At 43.6% G+C, this 15,644-nt stretch carries 10 protein-coding genes; 8 read left to right on the top strand and 2 right to left on the bottom strand.

Translation table 11 applies throughout. From position 1 onward, the window contains the following. Positions 1-7 precede the first annotated feature (7 nt). From KJS52_RS08480 to KJS52_RS08450, 7 genes are all read left to right on the top strand, one after another. A complete protein-coding gene (locus tag KJS52_RS08480) occupies positions 8-2,800 on the top strand; it encodes a family 78 glycoside hydrolase catalytic domain (RefSeq protein WP_213514301.1) in 2,793 nt (930 codons plus the stop codon). A gap of 113 nt (positions 2,801-2,913) precedes the next feature. Then, the gene (locus tag KJS52_RS08475) at positions 2,914-4,458 is read left to right on the top strand and encodes an ABC transporter substrate-binding protein (RefSeq protein ID WP_246563318.1); all 1,545 of its coding nucleotides are present in this window, start codon (positions 2,914-2,916) and stop codon (positions 4,456-4,458) included. A 189-nt stretch (positions 4,459-4,647) separates the two neighbouring features. Then, positions 4,648-6,399 (top strand): cache domain-containing sensor histidine kinase, encoded by a 1,752-nt coding sequence (locus KJS52_RS08470; RefSeq protein ID WP_213514299.1) that lies wholly within the window; start codon positions 4,648-4,650, stop codon positions 6,397-6,399. Between the two features lie 2 nt (positions 6,400-6,401). Then, positions 6,402-8,003 carry a response regulator transcription factor gene (locus KJS52_RS08465; protein WP_213514298.1) on the top strand — a complete coding sequence of 534 codons (1,602 nt, stop codon included), beginning with the start codon at positions 6,402-6,404 and terminating at the stop codon, positions 8,001-8,003. Positions 8,004-8,173: 170 nt separating this feature from the next. Continuing rightward, positions 8,174-9,139, top strand: a complete 966-nt coding sequence (locus KJS52_RS08460) for an ABC transporter permease (protein ID WP_213514297.1) — start codon at positions 8,174-8,176, stop codon at positions 9,137-9,139. 12 nt (positions 9,140-9,151) lie between these two features. Next, on the top strand, positions 9,152-10,036 hold the full coding sequence (locus tag KJS52_RS08455) for a carbohydrate ABC transporter permease (protein ID WP_213514296.1): 885 nt from the start codon (positions 9,152-9,154) through the stop codon (positions 10,034-10,036). Between the two features lie 32 nt (positions 10,037-10,068). Next, positions 10,069-12,357: a glycoside hydrolase family 2 protein gene (locus tag KJS52_RS08450; RefSeq protein ID WP_213514295.1), complete on the top strand. Its 2,289-nt coding sequence runs from the start codon at positions 10,069-10,071 to the stop codon at positions 12,355-12,357. Positions 12,358-12,474: 117 nt separating this feature from the next. Here KJS52_RS08450 and KJS52_RS08445 read toward each other — a convergent pair whose 3' ends face one another. Both KJS52_RS08445 and KJS52_RS08440 read right to left on the bottom strand, forming a co-directional pair. Then, positions 12,475-13,803, bottom strand: a complete 1,329-nt coding sequence (locus KJS52_RS08445) for a replication-associated recombination protein A (protein WP_213514294.1) — start codon at positions 13,801-13,803, stop codon at positions 12,475-12,477. 29 nt (positions 13,804-13,832) lie between these two features. Continuing rightward, positions 13,833-14,594, bottom strand: a complete 762-nt coding sequence (locus KJS52_RS08440) for an AraC family transcriptional regulator (RefSeq protein WP_246563316.1) — start codon at positions 14,592-14,594, stop codon at positions 13,833-13,835. Positions 14,595-14,994: 400 nt separating this feature from the next. Between KJS52_RS08440 and KJS52_RS08435 the strand changes: the two genes are divergently transcribed. Further along, a complete protein-coding gene (locus KJS52_RS08435; protein WP_213514293.1) occupies positions 14,995-15,612 on the top strand; it encodes a 3'-5' exonuclease in 618 nt (205 codons plus the stop codon). Positions 15,613-15,644: the final 32 nt, after the last annotated feature.

Genomic DNA, 15,644 nt, shown 5'->3' with positions numbered 1-15,644 from the left:
TGTTGGAATGCTTGAAGCCATTTCATTACGAACGGAATATTTAAATAATCCTGTAGGAATAGATGCGAGCAAGCCGCGTTTAGGCTGGAAGCTTCGCAGCGACGGTACAAATATTGTGCAAAGCGCTTATCAGGTGCAGGCAGCCAAAACGGAAAGCTTTGTCAATCTGATTTGGGATAGCGGCAAGGTTGCAGGCAGCGAATCGCAGAGCGTTCGCTATGAAGGACCGGAGCTGAAGTCGCTTGAACGGATCTATTGGCGGGTCAAGGTATGGAGCAGTAATGGGGAAGAATCGGCATTTAGCGAGCCTGCCTTTTTTGAAACGGGCTTGCTTCATGCCTCGGATTGGAAAGCAAGGTGGATTGAGCCAGAAAAGGAAGTGGACATTGACGCCTATAAACCAGCGCCATATATCCGGAAGGAGTTTATCGTCAAGAAAGGACTTGTTGCTGCACGAGCCTGCTTTACTGCCAAAGGCTTATACCGCTTTTATTTGAACGGCGCAGAAGGGACGGACCATCTGTTTACGCCGGGCTTTACTTCATACTATAAGCGGCTGCAGTATCAAGTCTATGACGTAACCGCACTTTTACAGGAAGGCACGAATGCGTTAGGCGTTATGCTTGGAGATGGCTGGTGGAGAGGAACTACCGGAGGCGCAAGCCTGAAAAATAATTTCGGATATAAATTGGCCTTTTTAGGGCAGCTTGTATTGGAATACGAGGATGGAAGTCGTGAGCTTGTCGTCAGCGATGAATCGTTTAAAACCGCTTATGGACCGCTGCTAAAGTCGGATATGAAGGCGGGGGAGCTGTATGATGCAACCATTGATATAGCGGGCTGGAACGAGCCCGGCTATGATGATTCTTCCTGGGAGCAGGTAACGGTTGTGGACGATGGCTATGAGCATTTAATCGCTACGCGAAGCGTGCCTGTCAAACAGAAGGAACGGTTCGTGCCGAAGCTGCTGCGAACACCGCGTGGCGAGACTGTGCTCGATTTCGGGCAAAATATTGCAGGCTGGGTAGAGTTTCAAGTGCAGGGAGACAAAGGAGAAAAAGTCGTTTTAGTGCATGGTGAAGCTTTGGATCGGGACGGCAACTTTACGCTGCAAAATCTTGCATCGCACGGGACGCTGGAGGATTTCCAGGAGGTGCATTACGTTCTGGGCGGAAACGGAGTTGAAAGCTATCGACCGCAGTTTGCTATTTTTGGATTCCAGTACGTTTTGGTAAAAAGCTATCCTGGAGAAGTGAAGCCAGAGCAGTTTACAGCGGTAGCGATTTATTCCGACTTAGAAGAGACAGGGGAGTTTACCTGCTCCAATCCATTGATCAACAAGCTGGTATCGAATTCGCGCTGGAGTCAGAAAAGCAATTTTATGGAGGTGCCAACGGATTGCCCTACCAGAGAAAGAGCGGGCTGGACGGGAGACGCACAGCTGTACTGCAGGACGGCATCTGACTTTATGAACGTATACCCGTTTTTCGAGAAATGGATGGCCGACTTGGCAGCGGAGCAGTTCGCCGACGGTTCCGTGGGCAGTACAGTACCAACGGTTATCGGGTATCATAATTTCGAGGAATGGGAACGGTTTTCCAAGGGCAATACCGACCCGATGATGGCAATGCGCCGACCAAAGCCGGGTACAGCCAGCATGCTGGATGGATCTGTTGGCTGGGGTGACGCGGCTGTTATCATCCCATGGACGATGTATTTATGCTATGGGGATAAGACGATTCTGGAGCAGCAGTTCGATTCGGCAAAGGCATGGGTCGATTATATGGCTGCTTGTGCGAAAACCGCCAATGAAGAATACAAGGACGCTCCGGCTTATCACAGCTATACCGACGGCGAGCTTGATGCTGATTACATTTGGGATACGAGGTTTCATTGGGGGGAGTGGCTGGAAGCCGACACGATTTTTAACGATATTGTAACGGCGATGACCCAATCGAAGGACTCGCTTCCATATGTTGCAACGGCTTACTATGCCTATTCCACTCGCCTGCTCTCAGAAATGGCTTTTGAGCTGGGCAAGGCTGAGGAGGGCGAGAAGTATCTTTCCCGTTATCACAAAATTAAACGAGTTTATAATCGGTACTTTATTCGCGAAGACGGATATATCGTTGGCGACAGACAAGCTCCAAATGTGCGAGCACTCGCTTTCGGGCTGGCGGATGACAACAGAAAGCAAGCGGTTGCCGACAGACTGGCGCAGCTTGTGATCGAGCAGGATTACCATCTGAATACAGGCTTCCTTTCCACTCCGTTTATTTTGCAAGTATTGGCAGATAACGGCTATGCGGAGCTCGCCTTCCGTTTGCTGGAGCAGGATACTTGCCCGTCCTGGCTGTATGCGGTCAGCAAAGGGGCAACCACGATTTGGGAAAGCTGGCGAGCGATTTCGCCTGAAGGAGAGCTGTCAGGATCGTTAAACCATTATGCGTATGGGGCAGTATGCGACTTTTTATTCGCTGGCGTAGCCGGAATTCGTCCTGTTTGGGAGAAGCCGGGCTACAAGCATTTTATGTTGAAGCCATTGGTTGGGGGAACGCTCACTCATGCAGCCGCAGAATATGAGTCTCTTTATGGAACCATTCGCTCCAGTTGGGAGAAGTCAGAGCAAGCTGTAGCCTATCGCTTTGAAATTCCTGCAAACACAACGGCGACAATCATGCTGTCAGGCACAGAAGATGATTTGCTAGTGGTAGCTGGCGAGTTCCCGGATGCTCGATATGAAGCTGGACGTATTGTATTTACAGCAGGAAGCGGTCATTATAAGTTTAAGCTAGGTTAACAAGGAAAGGTCGGGAAAATGGTAGCCAGATGGTCGGCAAACTGTTAGCCCTTGCTAAAAAGATGAGGCTATACTCGAAGTGTAAGCATTCAATCACACGGGGGGAATACAAAGTGAAAAAGAGAGTCAAAATTTTTAGCGTGCTGCTTGCGGCAGTCCTGATGACAGCGCTTATTTCTGCATGCTCATCAACCAACAATAATGGAAGCAACGGCACGAAAACGGAAGGCAGCAATGGAAATAATCCGGCAGTTTCTGAAAGCGCTGACGATGCGCCATATGAGATCACGATTGCATTGCCAATATTCGGAGCAGTTCCAGCAGATATAGAACTGGTTGAAGACGAAATTAGCAAGCTTACACAAGAAAAATTAAATGCAACGGTATCCATTCTGCCAATCAGTCTTGGCAGCTATGATCAGCAGATGAATCTAATGACGTCAAGTGGCGAGAAGCTGGATTTAATGTTTACCTTCGGCATCGGTAGCCAATACGCAACTAATGCATTGAATGGAAAGCTGCTGCCGATTGATGATATGCTGGAGCAGCATGGTCAAGGCATCGTTGAGGCTGTTGGCGCTGACTACATGGAATCTGCCAAAGTAGCAGGGAAAATTCATGGCGTACCTACTTTGCACTCATATGCTTCACAACCAGCTATTTTTATGCGCAAAGATTTAATTGACAAGCATAACATTGATGTTACATCCATTCACTCACTCGAAGATCTGGACAGCATTTTTCAGGTTATCAAAGACAGTGAGCCTGGCGTCGCGCCGCTAGCATCAGGCTTATCAAGAGCGATGCAGTTTTATAGAAGCTATGATAGAATGGGCGATGGATATGGCGTGCTGCCTGGCTTCGACAACGATATGCAATTAGTCAATTTATATGAGACGGAAGAGTATGCAGAGCTATTGCAGGTGATGCGTCGCTGGTTTGAAGCTGGCTATGTCAACAAGGATGCCGCGACTACACAATCAACGCAAGCGGATCTATTAAAGGCAGATAAAGCATTTTCTTACATTACGATGAATAAGCCGGAGATTAGAGCACAGGAAGAACGGTTGATCGGCAAGGAATTGGTTGTTGTTAATCTTGACATCGATGCCTATGCCGTTACAACAGATGTTATAACCGGGTTATGGGGCATTGCTCAACAATCCGAAAATCCGGAACGTGTTATGAAGTTTCTGGATCTAATGTATACTGATAAAGAGCTAGTTAATTTGCTCACATGGGGAATTGAAGGCAAGCACTATGTGAAGGTCTCGGAAAATACAATCAATTACCCAGATGGTGTTGACCGTTCAAATGTTGGCTACACAATGAACGCACTGACAGTAAGCAATCCTTTGATCGCCTATACGCTAGAGGGTGAGGATCCAGATCTTGCACAAAGCATTAAGGAGTGGAATGAATCCGCGAAAAAATCTAAAGCGCTTGGCTTTACCTTTAATCCGAGTAATGTTCAGAATGAGATGACTGCTATTAGCAATGTTATCAAGCGATATGAAGCTGTACTTGAGACAGGCTCGATTGATCCTGAATCCAAGCTTCAGGAGTTTAGAGATCAACTGAAGGCAGCCGGTATCGATAAAGTTATTGAAGAGAAGCAAAAGCAATTAGACGAATGGGCCGCCTCGAAGCAAGAGTAAGCAATTTTTAATAATATAAGTATGTGCTAAAATAAATAGAGCAAAGTCGGGTCCTATTAGATCCGGCTTTGCTTTTTGATGATAACACGATATGATGACTCTAAGCAGTGATTGTTATGAAAAAGGGTTCAGACTGTATTTGAAAGCGCTATCTTGAAGTAGAATCCAAGCTACAGGAGTCGAAACGATATGAAAAAGCTTAATTTTATGCGACCTAAAAGCTCATTAAGAATTAAATTGACGTTAAGCGTGTTTATTATGACGCTGCCGCTCGTCATAATGCTGCTGTACAACAACTTTTACGCGATTCATGTTGTCCGTGAACAGGTGGCCGATTCGTATAAAAATACATTAACGCTGCACATGAATCAAATTGATTCCAACTTGAATGATATTGATTCATATATGAACTCATTAGTTAGCAATGGCTATGATTTAATAGCAATTAAGCTTGCTGAATCTGAGGACCAGTACTACTTGTCGAAATCATATCTATTCACTAAATTATCGCAGGATATTGCGTTGTACGACTCGTTGGGTGCTTTTTTTGTCTATGTGAAGGACAGGAATGACTATATGGACATTTATTCCAGTCAAATTTCCTACCCGGAAGGAGACAGCATGAAAGCGTATTTTGTAGCGATGATTGATGAACAAACGATACCAAAGGGGATTCGTACCCAAAGGTGGCAGCATGCTCAAGTAGGAGGCGAGCATTATCTTTTTAATATTATCCAGACAGGCGAGGTCTACTTTGGCGGGTGGATTAAAGCGGAGGAATTATTAAAGCCGCTCAAGGCTTTAAAAATGGGAGAAGGCGGAGTTGCTTTGCTGTCCGATACGCAAGGGAAGCCGATAACCAGCAGCAGCTTCGTATATGATCATGGCATCAGTATTCAGGAAAACCTTGACGACCATTATATTTCAGGAACTGAGCGAAAATATGTTGTTGTAGGAACAGAATCGTATAGAGGTAATTTCAAGCTGATTGCGCTTATACCAGACCGCAATATTTTAGCCAATTTGCCCTATCTTCAGCAGCTTATATGGGTAATTACGATTGGCGCGCTATTGTTTATTCCAGTAGGGCTTTATTTTATGAGACAAACGTTTCTGGACCCTATAAAACGGCTTCTTCTGGCGATGAGCAGGGTTCGAGTAGGAGATTGGGGAGTCCGTGTTAATTTGGAAAAGGATGCGGAGGAATTTAGAATATTAGGCCACTCCTTTAATACGATGATGACTGAAATTCAAACACTGCGAATCAATGTGTTCGAGGAGCAGCTGAATAAGCAGCGCGAGGAGCTGCAGCGGCTGCAGCTGCAGGTTAATCCTCATTTCTTCTTGAACGCTTTAAATATTGTCTATAACTTGGCAAAGGTTAAAAAATATGAGCTGATTAAGGAAATGAGCAGTGCTTTAATCAACTATTTTCGCTTTTTATTTCGCAGCAATACTTCGTTTGTGAAGCTAAAGGATGAGCTGGAGCATACGAGCAACTATTTGGGCATTCAAGCGTTGCGTTTTCCCGGGCAGCTCGTATGGCGGGTAGATGCTCCGGCGTATTTGGAGTATGTTCCAGTTCCGCCGCTCATTATTCAGTCGTTTGTAGAAAATTCGATTAAACATGCGATTACGATGGAGGAGCCGCTTGATATAGCGGTACAGGTCGGCTTTGAGGAGCATTCAGATGGTTCGCGAATGAAAATAACAATAAGCGATAGCGGACCAGGCTTCGACGATATGGTGTTGCGCGAGCTTCAGGCGGGCAGAAGCGTAGAAACGGAACGAGGGGAGCGTACAGGGATATGGAATGTACAAAGACGTCTAAAACTGTTATATAACGAAAATATAGCAATTCAATATGATAACAATGAACAAACAGGCGGCGGGGCAGTAGTTGCAATTATACTTCCAATCCACCCGGAAAGAGAGGAATAGCGATGACTTATCAATTATTACTTGTGGATGATGAAGTGCATGCGATTGAAGGGGTGAAAAGCGATCTTGATACGGAAAAGCTTGGCATTAGCCAGTTGTATACAGCCTACAATATGAAGCAAGCGAAGGCAGTGCTGGAGCGGGAAAAGATAGATATTATGCTTTGCGATATTGAAATGCCGCAGGGAAGCGGTCTGGAGCTGCTGTCCTGGGTAAGACGCCATCAGCCGGGTGTCATTACTATTTTTTTGACGAGTCACGCCGATTTTAAATATGCGAAGGAGGCGATGCAGCTGGGAAGCCTCGATTATTTGCTAAAGCCTGTAGAGGCCAGCGAGCTGGAGCATGTTATAGCGAAAGCGAAGGAAATGATCGAGCATAATAGTGAACTGAGTAGAAATAAGCAGTCCCATCAATTATGGATGAAGCATAGAGAAATAGTAGTAGAACGATTTTGGCTCGATATTATTAATCAGAAGCTTCCCAGCCATCCGGCGTCAATACAAAAGCAGGCCGAGCAGCTGCAATTGCCGATTATCGACAGTGCAAGCTACTTTCCTATCCTCATATCGGTACAAAAATGGAATAGGCCGCTAAGCCGGCGCGATGAAAATATAATGGAATATGCGCTTAGAAATTCAGCAGAGGAAATTATTCTCGGTACGGATTTGAACGGACTATTCTTTTTCCTTGACCGTGGAAACATGCTCGGTATTTTTACGATCGAGCAGATGGAAGCAGAGGATCAAGAGCGGCTCATCGAGGCATGCAGCCACTATATTGCAATGTGCAACCAATATTTTTATTGTGATGTATCCTGCTATTTTGGAAAGCTGGTTGCACCGCAGCATATGGCGGAAATGGTTTCGCTTATAAGGGAGCGCGATCGAAATAATGTAGCTTTTTATAATGAAGTGTTTCCGTTCGTCGATAGACTCGATGCAAGCCGCTCAATTGAGCTGCCGGATCTAAATGTATGGCTGTCTTTGCTAAAAACAGGATCGAAGGACGGAATCGTTGAAGAAGTAGAAGCTTTCATTCAGCAGCTTGTCGAGAAGCAAGCGATCGATGCCAATATTTTGCACCAATTCCATCAGGATTTGATGCAAGCGTTATATTCTTATCTAAATATGAGCGGCATTCAAGCGCGTCAATTATATGGCGATGAAGCGTCAAGAGCGCTTTCCGAGCGGGCTGGCCGCTCTGTCGATGATTTATTGGCTTGGGTGCATCATGCCTTGGACAAAGCGGTGAACCAAACTAAAGCAATCGAAGAATCTGAGACGGTTATTGAGACAGTCCGCCGCTTTATTATTAAAAATATAGACCAGGATCTGTCCCGAGACATGATTGCCAATCATGTGTTTCTCAATCCGGATTATTTGTCAAGAATATTAAAAAGAAAGACAGGCTATACGGTATCCGACTATGTGCAAAATGAAAGAATTAATTTGGCCAAGGAGCTGTTGGCGCAAACCAACATCCCGATAAGCTCCATCGCAGCATCGGTAGGGCATACCAATTTTTCGCATTTCGCTAAAATTTTCAAGAAGCATACTGGGCTGGGCCCAACGGAATATAGAAATCAATTTGAAAAAAAGTAAGCCTGGGCGCAAGTGAGCCGGATCCGCTGGATCCGGCTTTATTTATGCACATTTGCGTTAGCCAGTGGTCGGTATAATGTCATCCAAAAAGTCGGCTTAACGTTAGTTGAGCTTAGTCGAATTTCTTATGATAACAATATACTTACTAGAAGACAAGGATGTGATTTTACATGAGCCAGATATCGTCTGCGAAATCGGCTGCTTCGCTCCAAGCGAAAAAGAAAAGGAAGTACAATTTGAAAAGATATTCGCCGCTTTTAATTATGATGATTCCAGGGCTGCTGTATCTTTTGGTCAATAACTATTTGCCGATGTTTGGGATTGTCATCGCCTTTAAGGACATCAATTTCACCAAGGGCATTCTGGCAAGCGATTGGGTCGGCTTAAAAAACTTTGAGTATTTGTTCAAAACGTCGGACGCATTCATTATTACGCGCAATACCATTTTGTACAATGTGTTGTTCCTCTTTCTTGGAACCGTGTTATCGTTAAGCTTCGCTATTTTGCTGAATGAGATTAGACGGAAGTTTTTGCTGAGAACGTATCAAGCGATCATTTCCATGCCTCACTTAATTTCCTGGGTAATTATTAGCTACCTGGTGTATGCGTTCTTGAATCCAGAAAACGGTCTGATGAATCGAACGATTTTGCCGATGCTGGGAATGGATGAAGGGATTTCATGGTATACCGAAGCGAAATATTGGCCTGTCATTCTTACTTTGGTCGATCAATGGAAGGGCATCGGTTATGGCAGTATCGTTTACTTTGCGGCATTGCTCGGCATTAACGAAGAATATTATGAGGCTGCCAGAATCGACGGCGCCAGCCGCATCCAGCAAATTCTTCGCATTACGCTCCCGATTGTTGTACCCGTCATTATTATGATGGCGCTGCTGCAGCTAGGTCGAATTTTTTATTCAGACTTCGGCTTATTCTATCAGGTGACGTTGAATTCCGGGGCGCTGTTCGAGACAACGGCTACAATCGATACCTATGTATTTAATGGTTTGACAGGAAGCGGAAATATGGGAATGTCCGCCGCAGCAGGGTTCTATCAGTCAGTTGTCGGATTTGTGCTCGTCATTACCGTGAACTATTTGGTCCGTCGCAAAAGTAAAGAAAGCGCATTGTTCTAGGAGGGAATTCACTTGAGAAACGAGAGTCCAGTCTTAACATGGTTTAGTCATATCGTTTTAATTTTATTTAGTGCAGCATGTATTATCCCGTTTATATTGCTTATTTCGGCATCATTAACTGATCAAAACTCGGTTATCGCCAACGGCTATTCATTGTTTCCGCGCGAGTTTAGCACAGCAGCCTACGAATACTTGTTTACGCGAGGCTCAGACATTATACGTGCTTACGGTGTAACGCTATTCGTGACAGTTGTAGGAACTGTCGTTGGTTTATCGGTTACGTTGTTAATGGCTTATCCTTTATCCAGATCCGAAACGCCGTATCGCGGATTAGTTTTATTCCTTGTATTTTTCTCAATGCTGTTCAGCGGAGGCATGATCCCGTCTTATCTTGTTTATGCAAGCATATTAGGTTTGAAAAATACGATTTGGGTGCTCATTGTCGCTGGAGTGCTGACGAATGGCTACTATATTATGATGATGCGCGTGTTCATGCAGGGATCGATCTCTAAGGATTTGATCGAATCCGCGCAATTGGACGGTGCTAATGAGTACCGAATCCTGTGGAGCATCATTATTCCGACATCGACGCCAATATTGGCCGTCATCGGCTTGTTCACAGCGATCTATTACTGGAATGATTGGCAGACAGGGATGATCTATATTACGAAGCCTGATCTTTACAGCATCCAAAATCTATTAAAGCGGATTATGGACGACGTTCAGTTTATTCAATCCAATCTGGGCGCCAACGCCGGGGGCGCGATGGCCCAGATGCCGACAGATACCGTTAAAATGGCTATAGCAGTATGCGGATCTCTTCCGATCCTGATCGCCTATCCGTTCTTCCAGAAATTTTTCATTAAAGGGATTATGTTCGGGGCAGTAAAAGGATAAGGGGAGATATAAAAGGAGAAGGAGAGAGCGTAATGCAAACCATTAACCTGAACGGGAATTGGAGCTTCATCAGAAGCAGCAATCAGGCTTATGCAGCTGAGCGCATTCAAGGCGGGGAGGAAGTAAGCCTCCCCCATACCTGGAACGCTATAGACGGGCAAGGTGGCAGCGAACATTATTTTCGCGGTCAATGCTGGTATCAAAAAACGTTGGACATGACAGCGGAGCAGCTCGACAAAAGGCTTTATTTGGAAATTGGCGCAGCAGGAAATATTGCAAAAGTATACGTGAATGGCATGTTAGCCGGAGAGAGCCGCTGTGGTTACGCTATGTTTAGGGTTGCTTTGAACCCGTATCTGAAGTCAGGAGAAAATCTGATCGCAATTGCAGTGGACAATGGCTCCTACAGCGATGTTTTTCCGTTAATGGCAGATTTCACATTTTACGGCGGACTGTACAGGGACGTTATGCTTCTTGTCATGGAGGATATTCATTTTGATGTAATCGATGGCAGCAGAGACGGGATTTATTTGTCGCAAAAGAGAATCGATAAAGCTTCGTTTGAGCTTGGCATTCGCGGGACTGTTGTAAATGAATCCGTCAAGCCTGCTGCTGGAAAAATTGATATTATGCTGCAGGATGCTGAAGGAAAAGTAAAACTGGAGCATAGCTTGGAACTAATGGTCGCTGCCAGCGAGCAATTCAGCATTAAAAGCAAGGTAGACAATCCTGTTCTATGGGACGGAGTAGACAATCCTTATCTTTATACGGCAATCGTCTCTCTTAGTATTGGTAATACCATCTATGATGCTCGAACGATTGAAATTGGCTTTCGGACGATTGAACTGACGCCGGATAAAGGCATGCTATTGAATGAAAAAGCGATTAAATTAAAAGGGGTCAGCCGCCATCAGGATTACGGTGGTGTCGGCAATGCGATTACAAGAGCTCATATGGAGGAGGATATGTCCTTCATTTCGGAAATGGGCGCTAACAGCATCCGTCTCGCTCACTATCAGCATGATGATTATTTCTACACTTTATGTGATCGACACGGCATGCTGGTATGGGCTGAAATCCCGTTTATTAGCATCCCTTCCTCTGATGATTCAGAAAACCGCAATGCAATGGAGCAGTTGGAAAAGCTGATCAAGCAAGCCTATAACCACTGTTCCATCTATTGCTGGGGTGTGCAAAATGAAATTACAATCGCCGTCGAGAATGAGCATACCTATGCAGCGATCCAAAAGCTGGCGGCAACAGCGAAGCAGCTGGATCCCGTTCGATTGACCGCACAGGCCAATATTTATTCCGTCGACAACGATAGCTTAATTCACAACTTTACAGATTTAACAGGGTACAATTTATATTATGGCTGGTATTACGGCAATATGGAGGATTTGGGAAAACGTCTCGACGAGTTTCATCGAGCCCAGCCTAATGTGCCTGTGCTCGTTTCTGAATATGGGGTCGATACCAATCCAATGTTCCATAGCTATTCACCACGCGTAAAAGATTACTCGGAAGAATATCAGCTAATCTATCATCATAACGTAATTAAAACGATTCAGGAGCGAGAGTTTGTCACAGGCGGATATGTGTGGAATATGTTCGATTTCGGAAGTGCAGTAAGAAATGAAGGTGGAGAAAAAGGGAAAAATCTGAAGGGGCTCGTAACGATTGATCGGAAGCTTAAAAAGGATGCGTACTTTCTTTATAAAGCGTATTGGTCCAACAAGCCTTTTGTCTACTTGGCGGGCCGCCGATTTAAGAATCGCCATCAAGCACTAAACGACATCACCATCTTGTCCAATCTTTCTCGATTGAATGTATATTTGAACAATGCTCTTATCCATCAAACAAAGTCTGCTGAACGAGTGACTACACTCAATGCGGTTTCCCTTGCTTCAGGGGAGAACCACTTCAGAGTAGAAGGATTTGATGAGTATGGCACTGTCTATACCGATGACATGATTGTTCATCTTGTAGCTGAACAAGACAAGCGTTATGTTCATGTTGCCAATGAAAATAAAAAGCATGTTGTAAATTGGTTTGAAAAATTTGATTTGTCCAATATTCAAGAAATCAGTCTTCAGGAAGGCTATTATTCCACGTTCGATACGATCGAGGAGCTCTTCCGCAATCAGGATGCAAGGGCTGTATTTGAGAAGTTTTTTGGCCAGGCTGCAGAAGATGCGAGATTTTCTGCGATGATGGGCGTCATGTCGATTGAGAAAATGTCGAAAATTTCAGCCTTCAATATCCCGAAGGAGCTGTTGTCGCTCATAAATAAGGAATTGAATGTGATTAAAAAAACATAACACTTGCAGCGATTTTATCCCCGATATTGGATTGCTTCCGGCTTGCTACTTAACGCAGCAAGCCGGGGCAGAGCCAGTGAAGGGGATTTTTTATGCAATGACAAGCGGATACTGTGGCTATAAACCACCCGTTGTGTTTTTCTTGTGCCATGCTTTAATTTCTTCCATCCTCTGTTTAATTTTGAATTCTGACCCCTGTGTTGTCGGATGGTAGTATTCGCGTCCGATCAAGGAATCGGGCATAGTCTGCATCGTTGTTAGCTTTTCTTCTGTATCATGGGCGTACTGATAGCCTTTGCCGTAGTTCAGCTCCTTCATAAGCTTCGTTGGAGCGTTCCGAAGCTGCAAAGGAACGGGTTCACTCATGGAATGTAGAGCATCTTTTTTCGCATGGCGGTAAGCCAAGTAAGCAGAATTCGATTTGGGAGCCAGAGTCAGATAGATAACGGCTTGTGTTAGATGTACATCGCACTCTGGCATCCCTATGAATTGACATGCTTGAAACACCGAAACTGCGATTTCCAAAGCTCTATTGTCTGCCAAACCTACGTCCTCACTTGCAAACCTGACCAGCCTGCGAGCAATAAATAAAGGATCTTCACCTGATTCCAACATTCGAGACAACCAGTAAATAGCTGCATTTACATCACTATTTCGCATCGATTTATGCAATGCGGAAATGATATTATAGTGTTCTTCTCCATCTTTATCATACAAAAGTGATTTTCGATGAATAATTTGCAGCAGCCCTTGTTTGCTAATTTCAATATATTCACCTTGTTTCTCTCCGTTAAGCACAGCCATTTCTAAGGTGTTTAATGCCACCCTGGCATCTCCATTTGAGTATTCTGCGATAGCAGAAAGTACGCCATCCTCTAAACGTATCTTTTGATCTCCGTATCCTTTAGGATTCAAAATCGCTTTTTTTAATAATTCAACAATATCTTCACTGCTTAGTTGTTGAAGTACAAAAACTTTGCTGCGAGATAATAAGGCTGAGTTAACTTCGAAAGATGGATTTTCGGTTGTTGCGCCGATGAGAATAATGCTGCCTTTCTCCACATACGGAAGAAAGGCATCCTGTTGAGCCTTATTAAATCTATGAATTTCATCAATGAATAAGAGGGTTTTCTCCCCTAATTGCCTGTTTTCCTCAGCTTCTTTCATTATATTTCGGATTTCTTTAATACCGCTGGTTACCGCACTGAAATCAATAAACTTGGACTTGGTTTGATTGGCAATGATTTTAGCTAATGTTGTCTTGCCAACACCCGGAGGACCCCAAAATATCATGGAAGACACTTGATCATTTTTGATCATATCCTGCAAAACTTTTCCATGGCCTAGTAAATGTTTTTGGCCGATAAATTCTTCCAACGATTGAGGCCGCACACGATTAGCCAACGGTCGATCATGTTCATTTTCAAATAATGTTCCTTGTATCACAGTATCACTCCTTTTTGTAGAACAAATCATTAAAGGTTCTGCTTTCGGAATTCGACAGGCGTATAGCCAGTTTCCCGTTTGAAAAATTTACTGAAGTGGGTGGTTTCTTGAAAGTTAAGCATTTCTGCAATGTCGCTAATCAAATAATCCGTATGCATTAATAAACGCTTAGCTTCGAGACTAATTCGACCTGATATGAAAGCTTTGGCACTTATTCCAACAGCTGCGACCGTAACCCGTGTTAACGTTTTTTCAGTGCAATTTAAAAGGGCAGCATAGTCACGAACATGATTCAATTTAGTATAATTTTCCTCTACTAATTGTTGAAATTTTAAAAACTTTGGTGAGACCTGTGAAGTAGAAGGGATTTTATTTTGTTTATGAATAATGTTGAGCCATGTTATGAATGCATGAAGCTGAAAGCGCAACAACGTATGGACATCCTCTTTGGCTGCTTGAATTACAGAGTCCTGAACCATTTGCTCGATCAAAGTGTTTACTCGATGCAGCTCTGTATTATTTAAAGTTAAACTATTCGGCGTTCTCCCCATATCAAATGTTAAATTCAGTTCACTCAACGTAAGTGGAGCAGGAAAGAGAAATTCTTCACGGAATAGAATAACCCATCCGTCCCAGTTTTCATCGTGTCCAAAATTATGGACTTGTCCTGGTGTTACTACTATCACTGTTCCTTCCCTGCAAGAGATCGGTTCAAAATCGATCCATTGCTTACACATGCCTTCCGTTACACAAATGAGCATATAAAATTGATAACGATAAGCCATTTTCATACTATTATCTGGTGATCGCTTTTTGAGAGATGATACACTAAAAATCTCCAGATCGTATGGGTAAGACAACACCGGTTTATATTTAAGGGGTCTTATATTATTTTCCTGCTTGAATGAATGAACGATTGCATGAACCTCCTTTAAGAGTATTTATTGAATTGAAATGTCCGTAAAGTATCATTATATTTCCCGTTTTTGCCTTCATTGTATCTAATGAATAACCTAAAATGATCATATCATAATGCTGAGACAAAACAAAACTGAGAGCGTGTAGAGGATAAAAAGATTTTCGAAATAAAGGATATTCATTTCTTCCGATAAGGTTTATCCTTTAAAAGGAAAAGTACTTGAATAGGCGTTGCCTATTAAGGGGTATAGAAAGGTAAAGGAGAATGAACCGTTGAATTTTACAGCAATTGATTTTGAAACCGCAAACTTTAACCGATCGAGTGCGTGCTCTCTAGGTTTAGTTCAAGTTAGAGATGGGATTGTAACGGGTGAATATGAATGGCTAATTGATCCACAACAGCCTTTTAATCGAATGAATATTGCTATCCATGGTATTACACCTTCCATGGTTGACAAGCAACCAATATTTGAAGAATTATGGACAACCATTGAACCACTAGTATCCGGGGAAACTATTATTGCACATAACGCTGTTTTTGATATAAGCGTGCTAAGGGGTTGTTTAGATGCCGCTCAAAAAAGCTATCCAGAGATACAATATTTATGTACGTACAGAATTGGAAAAAAGCTGCTGCAAGAGCTATCTTCCCATAAATTAAACATCATTTCTAGCTATTTCGGAATTCGTTTAGATCACCATAACGCGCTTGAGGATGCCCGGGCATGTGCTCAAATTATGTTAAATTTAATGGAGCAGCAAAAGGAAAGTGATCCGCTGTTCTTTGCGAAATCCCTGGGATTTCAGGCGGGATCACTATATTCAGGTGGGTATACGCCTTTCAGGAAGCATACAATCAAAAAAGTTAAAAATAAAGCGGATTATGTTTAACTGAACGTTTCCCGTTAGGTTGATTAGGTTCA

Source organism: Paenibacillus montaniterrae, from assembly GCF_018403185.1.
Lineage (GTDB): Bacteria > Bacillota > Bacilli > Paenibacillales > Paenibacillaceae > Pristimantibacillus > Pristimantibacillus montaniterrae.
The sequence above is the reverse complement of the archived record's forward strand: the minus strand, read 5'-3'. Positions and strand labels throughout refer to the sequence as shown.

What these genes read in the sequence shown, in the direction of transcription:
- KJS52_RS08480 (WP_213514301.1), top strand. Translation starts at nt 8, where the DNA reads ATGCTTGAAGCCATTTCATTACGAACGGAATATTTAAATAATCCTGTA.
- KJS52_RS08470 (WP_213514299.1), top strand. Translation starts at nt 4,648, where the DNA reads ATGAAAAAGCTTAATTTTATGCGACCTAAAAGCTCATTAAGAATTAAA.
- KJS52_RS08465 (WP_213514298.1), top strand. Translation starts at nt 6,402, where the DNA reads ATGACTTATCAATTATTACTTGTGGATGATGAAGTGCATGCGATTGAA.
- KJS52_RS08460 (WP_213514297.1), top strand. Translation starts at nt 8,174, where the DNA reads ATGAGCCAGATATCGTCTGCGAAATCGGCTGCTTCGCTCCAAGCGAAA.
- KJS52_RS08450 (WP_213514295.1), top strand. Translation starts at nt 10,069, where the DNA reads ATGCAAACCATTAACCTGAACGGGAATTGGAGCTTCATCAGAAGCAGC.
- KJS52_RS08440 (WP_246563316.1), bottom strand. Translation starts at nt 14,594, where the DNA reads ATGAAAATGGCTTATCGTTATCAATTTTATATGCTCATTTGTGTAACG.